The organism is Streptomyces sp. JH002 (assembly GCF_050916115.1).
Taxonomy (GTDB): Bacteria; Actinomycetota; Actinomycetes; order Streptomycetales; family Streptomycetaceae; genus Streptomyces; species Streptomyces xiamenensis.
The window spans coordinates 4,823,240-4,840,027 of record NZ_CP087989.1; the positions used below are offsets into that span (position 1 = coordinate 4,823,240).

At 72.1% G+C, this 16,788-nt stretch carries 16 protein-coding genes; 8 read left to right on the forward strand and 8 right to left on the reverse strand.

The window, feature by feature from the left end:
- The first annotated feature begins 35 nt into the window (after positions 1–35).
- Positions 36–497: a MerR family transcriptional regulator gene (locus H7827_RS22105; RefSeq protein ID WP_386536559.1), complete on the forward strand. Its 462-nt coding sequence runs from the start codon at positions 36–38 to the stop codon at positions 495–497.
- Positions 494–1,513 (forward strand): aldo/keto reductase, encoded by a 1,020-nt coding sequence (locus tag H7827_RS22110; protein WP_432747079.1) that lies wholly within the window; start codon positions 494–496, stop codon positions 1,511–1,513. The genes H7827_RS22105 and H7827_RS22110 overlap by 4 nt, the downstream gene beginning before the upstream one ends.
- Before the next feature lie 134 nt (positions 1,514–1,647).
- Here H7827_RS22110 and H7827_RS22115 read toward each other — a convergent pair whose 3' ends face one another.
- The 3 genes from H7827_RS22115 to H7827_RS22125 all read right to left on the reverse strand — a co-directional run bounded on the left by H7827_RS22115 (position 1,648) and on the right by H7827_RS22125 (position 4,626).
- Positions 1,648–2,226, reverse strand: a complete 579-nt coding sequence (locus tag H7827_RS22115; protein ID WP_432747080.1) for an Rv1733c family protein — start codon at positions 2,224–2,226, stop codon at positions 1,648–1,650.
- Between the two features lie 80 nt (positions 2,227–2,306).
- On the reverse strand, positions 2,307–3,539 hold the full coding sequence (locus H7827_RS22120) for an acyltransferase family protein (protein WP_432747081.1): 1,233 nt from the start codon (positions 3,537–3,539) through the stop codon (positions 2,307–2,309).
- Positions 3,523–4,626, reverse strand: a complete 1,104-nt coding sequence (locus tag H7827_RS22125) for an alpha/beta hydrolase (RefSeq protein ID WP_432747082.1) — start codon at positions 4,624–4,626, stop codon at positions 3,523–3,525. Before H7827_RS22125 ends, H7827_RS22120 begins: the two co-directional genes overlap by 17 nt.
- Positions 4,627–4,832: 206 nt before the next feature.
- Between H7827_RS22125 and H7827_RS22130 the strand changes: the two genes are divergently transcribed.
- Together H7827_RS22130 and H7827_RS22135 are read left to right on the forward strand one after the other, a co-directional pair.
- Positions 4,833–5,423 carry a TetR/AcrR family transcriptional regulator gene (locus tag H7827_RS22130; RefSeq protein ID WP_386536540.1) on the forward strand — a complete coding sequence of 197 codons (591 nt, stop codon included), beginning with the start codon at positions 4,833–4,835 and terminating at the stop codon, positions 5,421–5,423.
- Positions 5,420–6,277: an alpha/beta fold hydrolase gene (locus H7827_RS22135; protein WP_386536537.1), complete on the forward strand. Its 858-nt coding sequence runs from the start codon at positions 5,420–5,422 to the stop codon at positions 6,275–6,277. The genes H7827_RS22130 and H7827_RS22135 overlap by 4 nt, the downstream gene beginning before the upstream one ends.
- Here H7827_RS22135 and H7827_RS22140 read toward each other — a convergent pair.
- The 5 genes from H7827_RS22140 to aceE form a co-directional block, all read right to left on the reverse strand.
- The gene (locus H7827_RS22140; RefSeq protein ID WP_200367457.1) at positions 6,241–6,948 is read right to left on the reverse strand and encodes a response regulator; all 708 of its coding nucleotides are present in this window, start codon (positions 6,946–6,948) and stop codon (positions 6,241–6,243) included. The genes H7827_RS22135 and H7827_RS22140 overlap by 37 nt on opposite strands.
- On the reverse strand, positions 6,945–8,243 hold the full coding sequence (locus tag H7827_RS22145) for a sensor histidine kinase (protein ID WP_432747083.1): 1,299 nt from the start codon (positions 8,241–8,243) through the stop codon (positions 6,945–6,947). The genes H7827_RS22140 and H7827_RS22145 overlap by 4 nt, the downstream gene beginning before the upstream one ends.
- Before the next feature lie 75 nt (positions 8,244–8,318).
- Positions 8,319–9,194, reverse strand: coding sequence for a DUF4429 domain-containing protein (locus tag H7827_RS22150; protein ID WP_432747084.1), 876 nt, complete (start codon positions 9,192–9,194; stop codon positions 8,319–8,321).
- 87 nt (positions 9,195–9,281) lie between these two features.
- Positions 9,282–10,508, reverse strand: a complete 1,227-nt coding sequence (locus tag H7827_RS22155) for an alpha/beta hydrolase (protein ID WP_432747085.1) — start codon at positions 10,506–10,508, stop codon at positions 9,282–9,284.
- Positions 10,509–10,606: 98 nt separating this feature from the next.
- On the reverse strand, positions 10,607–13,339 hold the full coding sequence (gene aceE / locus H7827_RS22160; RefSeq protein WP_432747086.1) for a pyruvate dehydrogenase (acetyl-transferring), homodimeric type: 2,733 nt from the start codon (positions 13,337–13,339) through the stop codon (positions 10,607–10,609).
- A gap of 461 nt (positions 13,340–13,800) precedes the next feature.
- On the opposite strand from aceE, the gene H7827_RS22165 reads away from it, so the two are divergent.
- The 4 genes from H7827_RS22165 (at position 13,801) to H7827_RS22180 (ending at position 16,695) form a co-directional block, all read left to right on the forward strand.
- The gene (locus H7827_RS22165) at positions 13,801–14,229 is read left to right on the forward strand and encodes a DUF3052 domain-containing protein (protein WP_030726347.1); all 429 of its coding nucleotides are present in this window, start codon (positions 13,801–13,803) and stop codon (positions 14,227–14,229) included.
- 96 nt (positions 14,230–14,325) lie between these two features.
- A complete protein-coding gene (locus H7827_RS22170; RefSeq protein WP_386536524.1) occupies positions 14,326–14,784 on the forward strand; it encodes a peroxiredoxin in 459 nt (152 codons plus the stop codon).
- Between the two features lie 100 nt (positions 14,785–14,884).
- Positions 14,885–15,466 carry a TerD family protein gene (locus H7827_RS22175; protein ID WP_030726353.1) on the forward strand — a complete coding sequence of 194 codons (582 nt, stop codon included), beginning with the start codon at positions 14,885–14,887 and terminating at the stop codon, positions 15,464–15,466.
- 47 nt (positions 15,467–15,513) lie between these two features.
- Positions 15,514–16,695 (forward strand): DUF475 domain-containing protein, encoded by a 1,182-nt coding sequence (locus H7827_RS22180; protein WP_030726355.1) that lies wholly within the window; start codon positions 15,514–15,516, stop codon positions 16,693–16,695.
- Positions 16,696–16,788: the final 93 nt, after the last annotated feature.

A 16,788-nucleotide genomic window follows, 5' to 3' on the forward strand; every position in this document is an offset into this window, starting at 1 on the left:
GCCTGGAGTGCGCTCCAACTCCGTACCGTGGGCCCATGACCCTGACCCAGCAGGAGCGCACCGCCACCGGAACGGAAGACGACCTGTGCGCCTCGGTCGACCGGCCGCACCCCAGGCCCGCCGGCCAGGACCGGTACAGCATCAGCGAGGTGGCCGCCCACACCGGGCTCAGCGTGCACACCCTGCGCTGGTACGAGCGCATAGGACTGATGCAGCACATCGACCGCTCCCACACCGGGCAGCGCCGATACACCAACCAGGACCTGGAGTGGCTGGCCTTCGTCGGCAAGCTGCGGCTGACCGGAATGGCGGTCGCGGACATGGTCCGGTACGCCGATCTCGTACGACAGGGCGACCACACCTACCCCCAGCGCCGCGCCCTGCTCCTCGCGACCCGGGCCGAGGTGACGCGCCGGATGGCCGAACTGCACAGCACGCTCGCCGTCCTCGACTTCAAGATCGACATGTATACGACGACAGGGGAACACTCCGCATGAGCACCACCAACCCCATCGAGCGGGTGCCGCTGGGCACCGGTGGCCCACTCGTCGGCGTCCAGGGCCTGGGCTGCATGGGCATGAGCTTCGCCTACGGCCCCACCGACGCCGACGCCGCCCGCGCCACCCTGGACCGCGCCCTGGAACTCGGCGTGACGCTCTACGACACCGCCGACATGTACGGAGCCGGCGCGAACGAGACCTTCCTCGCCCCCTTCTTCCGGGCCCACCGGGAGGAGGTCACCATCGCCACCAAGTTCGCCATCGGCCAGGACCCCGACGACCCGGGCCGCCGCCTCATCCGCAACGACGCCCCGTACATCCGGCAGGCCGTCGAGGGCAGCCTGCGCCGCCTGGACGTGGACGTCATCGACCTCTACTACATGCACCGCCGCGACCCCGCCGTCCCGCTGGAGGAGTCCGTCGGCGCCATGGCCGAACTGGTCCGCGAGGGCAAGGTGAAGCACCTGGGGCTCAGCGAGGTCACCGGCGCCGAACTGCGCGCCGCCCACGCCATCCACCCCATCGCCGCGCTCCAGTCCGAATGGTCGCTGTTCTCCCGCGACGTGGAACGCACCGCCGTACCCGCCGCCCGGGACCTGGGCGTCGCCTTCGTCCCCTACTCCCCGCTCGGCCGCGGCTTCCTCACCGGCTCCTTCGCCGACGCCGGCACCGAACTCGGCGACGACGACTTCCGGCGCACCCAGCCGCGCTTCACCGGTGCCAACGCCGCCGCCAACCGCGCGCTGCTGCGCCCGATCCAGGACATCGCCGCCGCCCACGGAGCCACCCCCGGCCAGATCGCGCTCGCCTGGGTGCAGCAGCAGGCCACCGTGCGCGGCATGACCGTCGTCCCCATCCCCGGCACCCGCCGCCCCTCCCGCGTCGAGGAGAACACCGGCGCCACCCGCGTCCGGCTCACCGAGGAGGAGCTCGCCGCCCTGGAGCCGATCGCCGCCCAGGTCGCCGGGGACCGCTACGCCGACATGTCCAGCACCTCGGCAGGGCGGGAATAACCCCCGCTCCCCGGAGCGGCGGCGCTCGATCCGCCGCAGCACCGCGTACGCCAGCCGGTACGCGAGCGACACGGCGAAGGTGGCCGCGAACCGCCGCACCGGGCGCGAACGGGCCAGGTACCGCAGCGCGGACCTCAGGAGTGATAGCGGCGTGCCCATCGCGGCTCCACCTCCATCCATTCCCGCCCCCAGTACCGGTCGTGCCCGCGCTCGAAGCGCTCGCGCGCCAGGTGCCGCGTCAGCAGCACCGCCGCGCCGGCCCCGCCCGCCGCCAGCAGCCCGGCCGCCGAGGACTGCACCCCTCTGGCCGCCGGGCTCGGTGGCGACTGGGTCGGGGAGCCGTGCTGATCGAGCCAGAGCGTCACCTGCTCGCCGGGCTTGCCGCCGTGGTCCAGGCGCACGGTCTGGGTGTGCTCGGTGCCGTTCGTGTCGTTCCAGCGCACGGTCGCCGTGGTCTCACCGTTGCTGGGCCGCACCGCCGGGCTGGGGGCGGCGGCGCGGGCGTCGTCCACGACCACCGCCGGGGTGCTGTGCCGGGTCTGCTCCTGCCGTACGCCCGTGTGCCAGGTGCTGGAGAACGCCAGCACCCCCAGCAGCACGGGCCCGGCCACCAGCAGCACCGACAGCACCATCAGCACCACGCCCTCCACCACGTCGCTGCGCCGCCGCAGTGCGGAGCGGTGCCAGCGCCACATCCGTACTCTGTCCGCCATCGCAGTCGGTCCTCGGTCCTCGCTGCCGCGTGGCCCCCGTCGTGCGGCAACCGAGTACCCGGCACCGGCCGCCTAACCCGTCACACGACGGCGAAGGCGTACACCGAGAACGCCGCCGCCAGCACCCCGGCCAGCGCCCGCCCACCCGCCGAGGCCCCCGTCCACGGCTGCTCGAAACGCCTGGTCAGCGCCCCGATACCGACCAGCAGCACGGCGAACAGCGGCAGCCACATCAGCCGCGCCGCCACCCAACCCAGGGTGGCCGGGGCCGAGGTCAGGCCCAGCACCGCCGCACCGCCGCTCAGCGCGGCGGAGGGGATCGCGGCGGCCAGCATCGCGCTCTGGTGCCAGCACAGGATCGTCATCGCGCTGAGGTTGATCACCACGACCGGCGCCCACAGCGCGGGGCGGGCCAGCAGCGCCGCCAGCCGCTCGCGCACCAGCACCGCCACCCCCGACTGCGCGGCGGCCAGCGCCAGTACCAGCAGCGACGGCGGGTGGGAGTTGGTACGGGCCTCGCCCGGCACCCCCACCATCGACGCGGGGTAACCGAACACCGTCAGCAGCGTCACGAACAACGCCAGCCCGCCGCCCAGCAGCAGCCACGCCGCCGCCCGCCGCGACAGCCGTCCCACGCCCCACACCAGCCCCAGCTGATAGCCGAACAGCCAGCCCGGCAGCAGGTTCAGCAGCCCCAGCCAGGACGGCATCGCCTCCGCGTACGGCCCGTACCGCAGCGCGTCCACCACCGCCACCGAGGCGAGCAGCGGCAGCGCCGACCACAGCCCGGCGCGCTCGGCGGCGCGCAGCGCGTACGGGGTCAGCGCCGTGATCACCGCGTACACGCCGACGAACCACAGCGGCTGGACGACCAGCACCGCCGCCGTCCGCAAGGTGGCGCCCGGCACCCCGGCCAGGGACAGCAGCGGCAGCAGCGCCGCCCACACGGCGGCCACCCCCAGCACCGGCCGGCCAAGACGCACCAGCCGGCCGCGCAGCCACGTCCCGGCCGGGGTGCCGCGCTCGGTGGCCCGGCGCAGCGACAGGGCCGAGGAGTACCCGCCGACCAGGAAGAAGACGCCCAGCAGCTGGAACAGCCAGCTGGCCGGGGCGAGCGCGCCGAGCGCGGCGAGCGGGCTGCTGTTGTGCAGCGCGCCGGCCTCGTCGAGGGTGAACCCGCCGACCAGCCAGTGTCCGGCCGGCACCGACAGCAGGGCGAGCGCCCGCAGGCCGTCGACGGCACGGTCCCGGTGGGCGGGGGTGCGGGCCTCGACGGTGGAGGCGAGGGAACGCAGCTCAGTGGTGAGGGACATCGGAGCACTCCGGGGAGGTGGGGGCGCAGCCGATCAGCTCGTAGGCGCCCAGGGTGATGGCGGAGAGGTTGCGCAGCGCGTCGGTGCCGGGCGTGCCGTATCCGGCGTGGCCGCCGGCGTCGTCCGAGGTGAAGACCCGGGCGCCGTACGCGGGGTCGGTCGGGTCGGTTCCGTGACCCAGGCCCAGCACCTGGACGTTGGGGACGGCGCTGATCCAGTCGGCGGGCGCACGGGAGGCCCACACGCGGGCGCCGGTGCCCAGGGCGGCGGCGGAACCGGCGCGGGTGCCCGGGCTGCCGAGGAAGACCAGGTCGCCCGCGGCCAGGTGCGGACCGGCGTCCCGGGCGGCCAGGCCGCACACCACGGAGCCGTAGCTGTGGCACAGCACGGTGGGCGCGGCGGCGGTGGGCGCGGTGGTGACGGCGAGCCCGGCCAGGAAACGCTCCAGCCGTGGTGCCCCGGCTTTGGCCAGCCGGTCGGTCGCCTGGTCGGGGCCGACGCCGTCCGGGGTGGTGTACCCGATCCAGGCGATGGTCGCGGAGGCCGTCCCGGGGGCGTCGGCGGTCAGTTGGGTGTGCAGGGCGCGGGCCCAGGTGGTCGGTGTGTTGTACGTGTCGAGGTCGTTGTCGCTGCCCGGGACGACCACGGCGGTCCGCTCGGCGGCCGGCAGATCGCCGAACACCTCGGCGAAGGTGCCCCGGCCGCGCGGATCGAAGGCGAGCAACTGCCGGCCGGGGTCGGGCGGGACGCCGTAGTGCTCCTGCCAGGCGAGGGCGTTGGCCGCGTACCGCAGCGTGAGGGGGGCGCCGTCGAGGTTGCCGACCGTCAGCGGGTGGCGGGCCGCGAGATCGCTTCGCTGGTCGCCGGTGAGGGTGGCGAAGAACGCGGCGACCTCGGCCGGTGCGGCGTCCTTCGGGTCGGGCAGCGGCACCCCGAGGCTGTCGTCCGCCCGCCACGCCGCCGCCCCGGCCGGGGGCCCCTGGACGGGCTGGGTGTGCGACCCGAAGGTCCACCCCCCGGTCGCGGTGGCGGCGGTCAGCGCGAGCAGTGTGCTGGCCAGAACCCGCGTGAGACGGCGGCGCGGCATGTCAGGTCTCCCTCCCGGGGCCGCCGGAGGAGCCGACGGCCGGTCGGGAAGGAGAGTGCGGGGACGGCACCCGTACCCGCGTCACACCGGGGAGCCATTCCCGGTGTCATACCGGGGTAGGGGGTGGACACCACAAACCTAGGTGCCCTAGGTTTGTGCCTAGTCATTCTAGGAAGCTGTCAGGGTGAGGGAAAAGAGGTGGGCCCGTGGTCCGGGCAGGAATCACCGCGGCGGGTCTGACCGCCGCGGCGGCCGCACTCGCCGACGAGAAAGGGCTCGACGGGCTCACCGTCGCCGCCCTGGCCCGGCACTTCGGCGTCAAGGACGCCAGCCTCTACGCCCATGTACGGAACCTGCGCGACCTGCGGGTCCGCGTCGCGCTGCTCGCCTCGCAGGAGATGACCGACCGCATCGCCCTGGCCGTCGCCGGCCGGTCGGGCAAGGACGCTCTGGTGGCCTTCGCCGATGCCTACCGCGACTACGCCCTGCGGCACCCGGGCCGCTACGCCGCCACCCAGCAGCGGTTCGACCCGGCCGAGATCACCGACCTCGCCGTCTTCCGGCGCAGCGTCGACCTCACCTACGGCATGCTGCGCGCCTACGGCCTGACCGAACCCGACCTCACGGACGCCGGCCGCCTGTTGCGCAGCACCTTCCACGGCTATGTCCACCTGGAACTCAGCGGCGCCTTCGGACACCCCAGGGAGGTGGACCGCTCCTGGGCCAGGGCACTGGACGCGCTGCACTCCACCCTGGCCAACTGGCCGCCGCGCCCACCCGAGGAGAACCCCCGATGAGCACCACCGTCGCCGTCGGTACGCTCGCCGTACCCGGCGCCACCCTGCACCACGAACGCACGGGCAGCGGCCCGCTCCTGCTGCTGATCCCCGGCGGCGCCGCCGACGCCGGCCTGTACGCGGGCATGACCGACATCCTCGCCGCCCACTTCACCGTCCTGTCCTACGACCCGCGCGGCCTGTCCCGCAGCACCCTGCACGAGCCGCTCACCGACCAGCGGGTGGAGGTGTGGAGCGACGACGCCCACCGGCTGATCGAGGCGCTGTCACCGCACCGGGACGCGTACGTGTTCGGCAGCAGCTCGGGCGCCGTCGTCGCGCTCGACCTGCTGGCCCGGTACCCGGAGCGACTGCGCCGGGTGATCGCCCACGAGCCGCCACTGGTGGAACTGCTGGCCGACCCGGCCCCGCACCGCGCCCTGTTCGCCGAGGTGCGTGAGGTGTTCCGTGCCGAGGGGGCCGGAGCCGCCATGGCCCGCTTCGGCGAGGGCCTCGGCGGACGGCCCGCCGAGCGGGAGCCCACCGCGCTGCCGCCCGCCCTCCACGAGATGGCCCCCAGGATGCACGCGAACATTCCCGTCTTCCTGGAACACCTGCTGTGTCCCTTCACCGCCGGTCTCCCCGACGTGGACGGACTGCGCCGCGCCGGCCGGCGGCTCATACCGGCGGCCGGCCGGGACTCACGCGGGCTGCTGCCGTTGTACGGGCCCGCCGCCCAGCTCGCCGAACTGCTCGACCTGGAGGTCGCCGAATTCCCGGGCGGGCATCTGGGGGCCGTCGAGCACCCGGCGGAGTTCGCCGCCCGGCTGCTGGAGCTCTACCGCTCGCCGGGGGAGACCAGCCCGGACTCGTAGGCGAAGATCACCGCCTGGGCGCGGTCGCGTAGGCCCAGCTTGCCCAGGACGCGGCTGACGTGGGTCTTCACCGTTTGCTCCGCCACGAACAGGGACGAGGCGATCTCCTGGTTGGACTGCCCGCGCGCCACCAGCTCCAGCACCTCGGTCTCGCGGGCCGTCAGCCCCTTCAGCCGCAGCGCCGGGTCCTTGCGGCGGCCCGCCGCCGGCCGGGCGGCGAAGTCGGCGATCAGGCGGCGCGTCACCGAGGGCGCCAGCAGCGCGTCCCCGGCGGCCACCACCCGCACCGCCGCGATCAGATCGGCAGGCGGCGCGTCCTTCAGCAGAAAGCCACTGGCGCCGGCCCGCAGCGCCTCGTACACGTAGTCGTCCACGTCGAAGGTGGTCAGCATCAGCACGCGCGGCCGGTGCACCACCCCGGGCGGCGGGTCCAGCAGCCGCCGGGCCGCCTCCAGGCCGTCCATCACCGGCATCCGGACATCCATCAGCACCACGTCCGGGTGCTCGCGGCGGCTCAGTTCCACGCCCTCGGCGCCGTTGACGGCCTCGCCCACCACATCGATGTCGCTCTGCGCGGCGAGCAGCGCCGCGAACCCGGCCCGCACCATCGCCTGATCGTCGACGATCGCCACTGTGATCGGGCCGCCGGCGCCCGTGCCGGTGCTGTTCATGAGATCTCCCCCCGGGTCGGTTCGGCCAGTGGCAGCACGGCCGCCACCCGGAAGCCGCCGTCCGCCGTCCGGCCGGTGTCGAGTTCCCCGCCGACCAGGCGGGTTCGCTCCCGCATGCCGATCAGACCATGGCCGGTGCCGTGCGACTCCAGCGGGCGGGCGGGGGCGGCGGCCGGGCCGTTCACGACCTCCACCCGCAGCGCGGAGCGCGCGTCGTCGACGGCCACCGAAACCGCCACCGCGGACCCCGGGGCATGCCGTACGACGTTGGCCAGCGCCTCCTGGACGATCCGGTACGCGCTGAGGGTGACCGCCTGCGGAAGCCCGTCGGCCTCCCCGGTCCGCGTCAGCCGGGCGTCCACCCCGGCGTGGACGGCCGACTCGACCAGAGCGTCCAGCTCGTCGAGACCCGGCTGCGGCGCGAGCTGCGGATCGCCGTCGCTGCCCTCGCTGCGCAGCACGCCCAGCAGCCGCCGCATCTCCGCCAGCGACTGGCGGGCGGTGCCCGCGATGGTGGCGAACTCCTCGCGGGCCGCCTGAGGGATGCCCTCGATGCGGTACGGGGCGCTGTCCGCCTGCACGGTGATCACCGACATGTGGTGCGCGACCACGTCGTGCAGCTCGCGGGCGATCCGGGCGCGTTCCTCCAGCAGGGTGCGGCGGGCCCGCTCGACCTCGCTGACGTGCTGCGCCTCGGAGCGCTCGCGCACGGCGCCGCCCAGCAGCAGGACGACGCCGGACAGGACGACCAGCAGCACATTCGAGCCGGGGGAGTGGTCGGGGTTGAGCAGACCGAGCAGGACAGCGGCGGCCACGGTCGCCAGCCAGACGGCGACCAGGGTGCGGCGCGGCAGGCGCAGGGCCAGCGGCAGGCACAGCAGGAGGTAGCCGACGATCGCGGTCGGCGGCCAGGGCCACGCCTGGCTGCCGAGGGTGTCGGCCCACAGGAGCAGGGCCAGGGCGGTCAGGATGTCGGCGACGAAGACGATGTACCAGGCCGACAGTGGCCGGGCGGCGGCCAGCAGGAGCGGCGCGGCCTGGGCGACCCCGAGCAGGCCGGCGAGAGCGCCGGGCAGGCCGTAGTCGTTGAGGAGGACGACGACCCCGGAGGGCAGCAGGGACGCGACGGCGGCGAACGCCAGGACGTGCGGCAGCACCCGCATCCACGCCCGGGGGGCGCGGGCGAGCAGCGCCTCGGACGGCTCGGGAGCCCCGAGCGCCTGGGACAGCAACACCCCCTGCCGGCGCACGTCGTTCCACAACCGCCCGGCAGCCGACTCCGCAGTAGACCCCACGCGGGCCAGCGTACGACCTGCGGTCCGCCGGGCCCCGCCGGCCCGCCCCCGGCGCGGTTCACCCCCCGCCCGCCCCTACAGCTCGGCCAGCAGCTCTTTCTTCTTCGTCGTGAACTCCTCGTCCGTCAGCAGTCCCGCCCCGTGCAGCTGGCCCAGGTGCCGGATGCGGTCCGCGATGTCGGCGGGGTCCGCCCGGTGGTGGGCCGGGGCGCTGACCTTGGCGGGGACGGGATCGGTGGCGTGCACCGCCGCCAGGACCGCGGCGGCCAGCGGGAGCGACTCGTGGACCAGACCGTAGCCCAGGCCGAAGCACACCGCCGTGGGGTCCTGGTCGGGCTCCCCCGACGCCGGTTCCGGTTCGCCGTCCGGGCCGTGGCGCAGCAGCCGCAGATGCCCGCCGGTGATCTCCGGGGAGCGCCATTCGATGCCCGCCAGCTCGCCCACCTGGAAGAACTGGTCCCCCGCCTTCCACTTCGCCGAGGAGGCCCCCGTCGAGAACCAGCGGAAGGAGACCACGTCGCCGTCGAAGGCGACCCGCGCGTCGTACGCCTTGAACTGCAGCGGCGCGGGCGGCGCCGCCACCAGATAGCCGTCGGCCGGCTCCGCCGCGTCCGGGGGCAGGACCGCCCGCAGCTCGTCGGCGTAGTACTCGCCCAGCGTCTCCCGCTCCGCCGGCAGCAGCAGCCGGTACGGATCGGCCGAGGACTTCAGCTGCCCGGCGGCCGCCTCCAGCAGCGGGTCGGCACCCCGCCGGGGCACCGCCCGCAGCACCATCGTTCCCTTGCGCTTCCCCGGTGTGAGTTCCACCGAACTCAGCGCCTCATACGGGATACGGCGCTCGCCGAGTATCTGGAAGAGCTTCGGCGTCCGTATGCCCCGTTCGAAGCGGATGAGCACGGAGTCGGTGTCGAACTCCCAGGAGGAATGAATTCCCGCCAGCACATCACCCATGCGGGTCATCGTATGCGCCCGCGCTGACGGTTTCCCCTCGCGCGTCCGAGCGTGTCCGGTGGTCGCCAGCAAACGGTGCTACGCGCATCACATCAGCGCCGCGCACGGGTCGGATGGGGCGCAGTGGGTGATCCCTGGCGCGCACCGGACGGAGTCGACCGCGCCGGTGGCCACGAGCGCCAGGTTGACGAGACTCTCGGCCCCCGGTTCGAAGTAGCCGCTGTGTCCCACCGCGTCGCCGGTGCCCAGCAGCCGCGCCCCGAACGCCGGGTCCGCCGGGTCCGCGCCGTGGCCCAGCGGCCCGACCTCCAGGTGCGGGACGTCGCTGATCCAGTCGTCGTCGGAGACCATCGCCCACACCCGGGCACTGGTGCCCAGGCCGGTCACGTCCGGGGCGCGCATTCCGGGGCTGCCGGCCACCGCGATATCGGTGACGCGCGCGGGCAGGCGGTCGGCGGCCAGGCCGCACACCACCGAGCCGTAGGAGTGGCACAGCAGCGCCACCGGGGAGTCGCCCGGCAGCCCGGTCAGGGTGGTCAGCAGCCGGTCGGCGCCCGCCTCGGCCAAATCGCCGGTGAACGCGGACATGGCGATGCCGGAGGGCGCGTCGTAGTCGGCCCAGGCGATCACCGCCGTGCTGGTCCCGGGTTCCAGGTCCCGCTCCTCGCGGTACAGCGCCTGGGCCATGCCGACCGGTGCCGAGTACTTGCCGAAGGTCTTCTGGAAGCCCAGCAGATCGGTGTCGACGCCGGGCACGATGAGCGCGACGCGTTCCGCGGTCTCCAGGTCGCCCAGCACCTCGGCGACCTTGCCCCGGCCGGTGGGGTCGAAGGCGAGGATCTGCCGCTTCCCGTCGGCCAGGGTCTCGAAGCGGTTCAGCCGGCGCTGCGCCTCGTGCGCCCCGGCGGGGGAGAAGCCGCCGACGGCGATGCGCGCGCGTTCGGACTCAGCGGCCTCGGCCAGCGCCACCCGGTTGGCCTCGTACCGAAGGGTGATGGGGGCACCGGCCAGATTGCCCACGACCAGCGGGTAGTCGTGCGCCAGGGTCCGCTGCTCGGCGGCGGTCAGGCCGGCGAAGAAGGCGCCGATGTCCTGGGCGGGGGTGTCCGGGCCGGGGAGGGGTTCGCCGTGCAGGGTGCCCTCGGCCCAGGCGGCGTGCTCCTGCGTGTACACGCTGGGGGGCGGCGCGTCGCCCCGCGCCATCCAGCCCGCGGTGGCCAGCACGGCGAACACCACCGCCAGGGGCAGCAGGACCCGTCGGGCGGTGGTCGGCAGGCGGAAAGGCTCCTGGCGGAGCGTCGCGAGAGTCAGCACTATTCGCGCATCATATGAGTCCGCCGGGCGCAAATCGGACAGCCCCGCCGTGGCGTGTGACACACCTCGACGGGGCCTGACCTGCCTTTATGTGGTACTTACGCGTCGCCTCCGGCCGTTCCGGGGTGCGCGGCGGCAACATCCAGCAACTGATAGCGATCGATTGCTGTGCGGAGCACCGAGCGGTTCAGCTTGCCCTCCCGCACCAGTTCGGTCAGCACCCCGAGCACGATCGACGGGGCGTCGATGTGGAAGAAGCGCCGCGCCGCGCCCCGGGTGTCGGCGAAGCCGAAACCGTCCGCGCCCAGCGACTGGTACGTACCGGGCACCCAGCGCGAGATCTGGTCGGGAACCGCCCGCATCCAGTCGGAGACGGCCAGCACCGGTCCGTGGTCGTCGTGCAGCGCCCGGGTCACGTACGGCACCCGCGGCTCCTCCTCCGGGTGCAGCAGATTGTGCTCCTCGGCCGCCAGCGCGTCCCGCCGCAGCTCGGTCCAGGAGGTCGCCGACCACACATCCGCCCGTACGTCCCACTCCTCGGCCAGGATGCGCTGCGCCTCCACCGCCCACGGCACCGCGACGCCCGAGGCCAGGATCCGCGCCGGCACGGTGCCGCCGGGGGCCGTGCGGTAGTGGTACAGGCCCTTCAGCAGCCCCTCGATGTCCACCCCCTGCGGCTCGGCCGGGTGCTGGATGGGCTCGTTGTAGACGGTCAGGTAGTAGAAGACGTCCTCGGCGTCGGGGCCGTACATCCGGCGCAGCCCGTCCCGCACGATGTGGGCGATCTCGAAGCCGAACGCCGGGTCGTACGCCACACACGCGGGGTTGGTGGACGCCAGCAGCTGGGAGTGGCCGTCCGCGTGCTGCGTCCCCTCACCGGTCAGCGTCGTACGGCCGGCGGTCGCGCCCAGGACGAAACCGCGCGCCAGCTGATCGGCCATCTGCCAGAACTGATCACCAGTGCGCTGGAAACCGAACATCGAGTAGAAGACGTACACCGGGATCAGCGGCTCGCCGTGCGTCGCGTACGCCGACCCCGCCGCGATCAGCGACGCCGTGCACCCCGCCTCCGTGATCCCGTCGTGCAGCAGCTGCCCGGTCGGCGACTCCTTGTACGACAGCAGCAGCTCGCGGTCCACCGACTCGTACGTCTGCCCCAGCGGGTTGTAGATCTTCGCGGACGGGAAGAGCGAGTCCATGCCGAAGGTGCGGTACTCGTCCGGCGCGATCGGCACGAAACGGTCGCCGATCCCCTTGTCCCGCATCAGGTCCCGCAGCAGCCGCACGAACGCCATCGTCGTCGCGATCGACTGCTGCCCGCTGCCCTTGCGCAGCGCCGCGTACACGCCCTCCTGCGGCAGCTTCAGCGGGCGCGCCCGGTTCACCCGGGTGGGCACGTAGCCGCCCAGCTCCCGGCGCCGGTCGTGCATGTACTGGATCTCCTCCGACTCCCGCCCCGGGTGGTAGTACGGCGGCAGGCCCTCCTCCAGATCGCTGTCCGGGATCGGCAGCCGCAGCCGGTCGCGGAAGCCCTTCAGGTCATCGACCGTGAGCTTCTTCATCTGATGGGTGGCGTTGCGGCCCTCGAAGTTCGGGCCCAGCGTCCAGCCCTTGACCGTCTGCGCCAGGATGACCGTCGGCTGCCCCTGGTGCTCCTTGGCCGCCCGGTACGCCGCGTAGATCTTGCGGTGGTCGTGCCCGCCGCGCCCCAGATGCAGGATCTGGTCGTCCGTCATGTGCTCGACCATGGCCCGCAGCCGCTGGTCGCCGCCGAAGAAGTGGTCGCGGATGTAGCCGCCGGTCTCGGTGGCGTACGTCTGGAACTGCCCGTCCGGGGTGGTGTTCAGCTTGTTGACCAGCACCCCGTCCCGGTCCTGGGCCAGCAGCGGGTCCCACGAGCGGTCCCACACCAGCTTGATGACGTTCCAGCCGGCGCCCCGGAAGACCGACTCCAGCTCCTGGATGATCTTGCCGTTGCCGCGGACCGGGCCGTCAAGACGCTGGAGGTTGCAGTTGACGACGAAGGTGAGGTTGTCCAGGCTCTCGCGGGCCGCGATCGTCAGCTGGCCCAGCGACTCCGGCTCGTCCATCTCGCCGTCGCCCAGGAACGCCCACACATGGGAGCGCGAGGTGTCGCCGAGGCCCCGCGCCTGCATGTAGCGGTTCATCCGGGCCTGGTAGATCGCGCCGATCGGGCCCAGGCCCATGGAGACGGTCGGGAACTCCCAGAAGTCCGGCATCATCCGCGGATGCGGGTAGCTGGAGAGGCCGTACGGGGCCTTGGAGCGTTCCTGCCGGAACCCGTCCAGGTTGCGCTCCGTCAGGCGGTCCAGGAGGAACGCACGGGCGTAGATGCCCGGTGAGGCGTGCCCCTGGAAGAAGATCTGGTCCCCGCCGTCGCCGTCGTCCTTGCCCCGGAAGAAGTGGTTGAAGCCCACGTCGTACAGGGAGGCGGAGGACGCGAAGGTGGCGATGTGCCCGCCGACCCCGATGCCGGGCCGCTGGGCGCGGGAGACGGTGACGGCCGCGTTCCAGCGGGTGGCGTTGAGGATCTTGCGTTCGATCTCCTCATTGCCGGGGAAGAACGGCTCGTCCCGGGTCGCGATGGTGTTCACATAATCGGTGCCGCTCATCTCCGGCACCGCGACGCGCTTCTCGCGGGCGCGTTCGATCAGCCGGAGCATGAGGTAGCGGGCCCGCTCCCGGCCGCGCTCGTCGACGGCGGCGTCGAGCGAGTCGAGCCATTCCCGGGTCTCCTCGGGGTCGAAATCCGGGACCTGGCTGGGCAGACCGCCAATGATGATCGGGTTGCGATCGGATCCGGAAGCCACGCTGTTCCTTCACGTCCTTCGCTGGGAGTGTGGGGTTCTGGTGGGATGTCGGTGTGTCGGATGTGTCGGATGTGGGGAGTGTGCCGGGTGGGGCGCCACGGGCGTCTCGTGTCATATCCAACGTCCGCGGCGTTTCCCACCGTTCCATCGTGTACCGGGCGGCGCCGGGAAAACATCTCTACCGGGCGGTATTCCCCACTCCGGTGGACATGGCCCGCGTACCGCCATCCGGCCGCTCCTGGGCCCAGCACACCGGGGTGCCGCCACCCGCGCGAGCGGCGTCTGCCACTATGACGCAGATCACGCAACCATGGCCGACACGGGCCCGGGGCGTCAACGACGGGCCGGGTTCGCCGGGCCGGGTACTTGCGCGATTCGCCCGGCCCGTGTGGACTACGGCAAAGCCGCGCGTCAACGCGCGGGCCCGAACCGTACTGACTGAGACAGGACAGGAGCAATCCGTGAGCGCGACCGCGGACCACGCGGAGACCAACCTTGCCGTGAGGCTGGGTTTCCAGCCCGGAATGGTGGTCCAGGAGATCGGCTACGACGACGACGCCGAGGAAGAGCTCCGCGAGGTGATCGAGGCCACCACGGGCCAGGATCTCGTCGATGAGGACTATGACGACGTCGCCGACGTGGTGCTGCTGTGGTTCCGCGAGGACGACGGCGATCTGACCGACGCGCTGGTGGATGCCATCGGGCTGCTCGACGAGGACGGGCAGATCGTGCTGCTGACGCCCAAGCCGGGCCGGGACGGTTACATCGAGCCCAGCGAGATCGGCGAGGCCGCCAAGACCGCCGGTCTGGCCCAGACGAAGAACCTCAACGCCGGCAAGGACTGGACGGGCAGCCGTCTGCTGACCCCCAAGGCGGCCCGCAAGAAGTAGCGCGGTGCACGGCCCCCGGCGCCATCCCGGCCGCCGGGGGCCGCAACGTAGGCTGGGCGCGACACCTGCAACCGACACCGAAACGGATGTCCGTCCATGGCGATTGAGCCCGGCACCAAGGCGCCCGACTTCACCCTGAAGAACCAGCACGGCCAGACCGTCACGCTCTCGTCCTTCCGGGGCGAGAAGAACGTCGTCCTGCTGTTCTACCCCTTCGCGTTCACCGGTGTGTGCACCGGCGAGCTGTGCGCCCTGCGCGATGAGCTGCCGACCTTCGTCAACGACGATGTCCAGCTGCTGGCCGTCTCCAACGACTCCGCGTTCTCGCTGCGGGTGTTCGCCGAGCAGGAGGGCCTGGAGTACCCGCTGCTGTCCGACTTCTGGCCGCACGGCGAGACCTCCCGCGCGTACGGCGTCTTCGACGAGGACAAGGGCTGCGCGGTGCGCGGCACGTTCATCATCGACAAGGAGGGCGTCGTCCGCTGGACGGTCGTCAACGGCCTTCCGGACGCGCGGGACATCGAGGAGTACGTCGCCGCTCTCAAGGCGCTGTAACCCGGATCACCACCCAGCGCGTCGTAATGACATATTGGGGACGGTTCGTGCGTCCCCCGACGCGCTTTCGCACACGCATACCAACGGACTGGAGGACACCGTGGGAGTCAGCCTTACCAAGGGCGGCAATGTCTCGCTGACCAAGGAGGCCCCGAATCTGACGGCGGTGACCGTGGGCCTGGGCTGGCAGGCACGCACCACCACCGGAGCGGACTTCGACCTGGACGCCAGTGCCCTGCTGACCAACACCCTGGGCAAGGTCATCAGCGACCAGCACTTCATCTTCTTCAACAACCTCAAGAGCCCCGACGGCTCCGTCGAGCACATGGGCGACGAACTGGTCGGCGGCAACGCGGACGGCGGCGACGAGGAGGAGATCAAGGTCGACCTGGCGAACATCCCCCTCGAGGTGGACAAGGTCGTCTTCCCGGTCTCGATCTACGACGCCGACTCCCGCCAGCAGAACTTCGGCCAGGTCTTCGGTGCGTACATCCGCATCATCAACCAGGCGGACGGCCGCGAGCTGGCCCGCTACGACCTGACCGAGGACGCCTCGACGGAAACGGCGATGGTCTTCGGGGAGCTGTACCGGCACGGTGGCGAATGGAAGTTCCGCGCCATCGGGCAGGGCTACGCCTCGGGACTGCGGGGCATCGCACTCGATTATGGCGTCAACGTCTGACCCGTGATACGGCGCCGTGACGCCCGGCGTGGGAGACAGGACTTCTAGTGATACTGAAAACCTTCGGCTGGTCCTTCGGGGTCACCGCCATCGGACTGGCGGCAGCTTTTTACTTCTGGGGGTGGGAGGGGTTCGCCGTCGTCGCGATCCTCTCGGTCCTTGAAATCTCCCTCTCCTTCGACAACGCGGTGGTCAACGCCGGTGTGCTGAAGAAGATGAACGCCTTCTGGCAGCGCATCTTCCTCACCATCGGCATCCTCATCGCGGTGTTCGGCATGCGGCTGGTCTTCCCGGTCGCCATCGTCAGCGTCACGGCGGGTATCGGGCCCATCGACGCGGTGCAGCTCGCGCTCGACAACCCCGATCAGTACCAGGAGATGGTGACGGACGCTCATCCGTCCATCGCCGCCTTCGGTGGCATGTTCCTGCTGATGATCTTCCTCAACTTCATCTTCGAGGAGCGCGACGTCCACTGGCTGGGCAGGCTGGAACGCCCGCTGGCCAAGCTCGGCCGGATCGACTCCTTCGCGGTGGGCGTGGCCCTGGCCGCGCTGCTGCTGACCGCCAGCACGGTCGCCACGCACGCCTACCAGCACGGCGGTACGTACTCCGACGAGTCGAGCACGGTGCTGCTGGCCGGCCTCGCCGGTGTGCTCACCTATCTGGTGGTCGGCGGGCTCTCCGGGTTCTTCGAGAACAAGCTGGAGGAGGACGAGGAGCGTGAGGAGGCCAAGGCCGAGGCCAGGGCCGAGGAGGCCAAGGCCGCCGGGCAGCAGCCCACGATGGTCGGCCTGGCCGGCCGGGCCGCCTTCTTCCTCTTCCTCTACCTCGAAGTCCTCGACGCCTCCTTCTCCTTCGACGGGGTCATCGGCGCCTTCGCCATCACCAACCACATCTTCTGGATGGCGCTCGGCCTGGGCATAGGGGCCATGTACGTGCGGTCGCTCACCATCTACCTGGTGCGCGAGGGCACGCTGGACGAGTACCGCTACCTGGAGCACGGCGCGCACTACGCGATCGGCGCGCTCGCCACCATGCTGCTGGTGAGCATCCGCTGGCACCTGCCGGAGGTGGTCACCGGCGGCGTCGGGGTCGCGCTGATCGGCCTGTCGTTCTGGTCCTCGGTACGGGCCAACCGCGCCGACGCGGCCACCCGCCGCGGCGGCGGGGACGACGGGGACGGCGGCGGAGTGGACTCCGGGAAATCCGCCATACCCTCCGGGGTGTGAGCACCGCGCGATTGCGGAAACCTAACAGGCGGGGCGCCGCTGGGCCACATGCCCAGGGCGCCCCGCCATGGGTATGTGGGTACGAGGGCGGGT